Raw genomic sequence first — 853 nt, 5'->3', positions numbered from 1 at the left:
TAGATAAATTGTCCATTCCAAAATCATCTGCATACTCTACCATATTGTATCTTGGTTGAATGGTTGTATCAAAATCTTTATTGAATCCATAATGAATGGCTTTGCATGATTTAATATTTTCAAACTCTTCCTTATAATTAAATTCTTTTCTTTCTTCGTCTAAGTGGAAGCTTGAAATTAAAATACTTGGATCAAATTTAATAAATAAACAATGTTCTTTTTTGGCAATTTTCTTTAATTCTGTAAAGTAAAAATTCAATAACTCTTTATTTTTATAATCTAAAATTGGTCCTCTAGGCAAATAAAACATAGAAAAAGAAAGTGGTAATGGACGAATCAATACCAACCCAGCGGCTACTAATGTATCCTTTTCATAAACTCCTGTATAAATGGAGTTCCAATTATTTTTTATATTTGCCCATTTGTAGCTTTGAAGCAAACTACAACTAGGATGATTTTCTACAAAGTGATCGTATTCTTTTTGATTTATATTCGATTTAAAAATATACATATACTTTTATACCCCTTTATATTCCTGCACTTCATTATAACATTTTATTAGTTTTACACAAAATGGTCTATATATTATCCACATATTATATACATGGATCTGTGTTCTATTTTATTTTAATTCAAAATATACATATAAAATGTATATAAAATCCTAAGTTATACAGTGGATAAAGACATTCTAAATTCATTCTCTGTATAACTTGGGAAAAGTCATTGAGAGCCTTTGTTTATCAATGATTCTATATGTGTATAATATGAATATAAAGTGAGTTATCCCGATTTTGTTCATTTTTTTTGCACATAAGTCCACATTGGGAAAAAATTTATCCCAAAAGAATAA

1 protein-coding gene is annotated in these 853 nt (G+C 26.4%); it reads right to left on the bottom strand.

Going from position 1 to position 853, the window contains the following annotated elements; all coding sequences use genetic code 11:
- A partial coding sequence (locus ACZQCL_RS02015; RefSeq protein WP_482481739.1) for a peptidoglycan bridge formation glycyltransferase FemA/FemB family protein occupies positions 1-511 on the bottom strand: 511 nt, incomplete at its 3' end.
- Positions 512-853 lie beyond the last annotated feature (342 nt).

It is taken from the genome of Holdemanella sp., from assembly GCF_056804935.1.
Note: the sequence above shows the minus strand (reverse complement) of the source record. Positions and strands in the feature narration are given on the sequence as shown.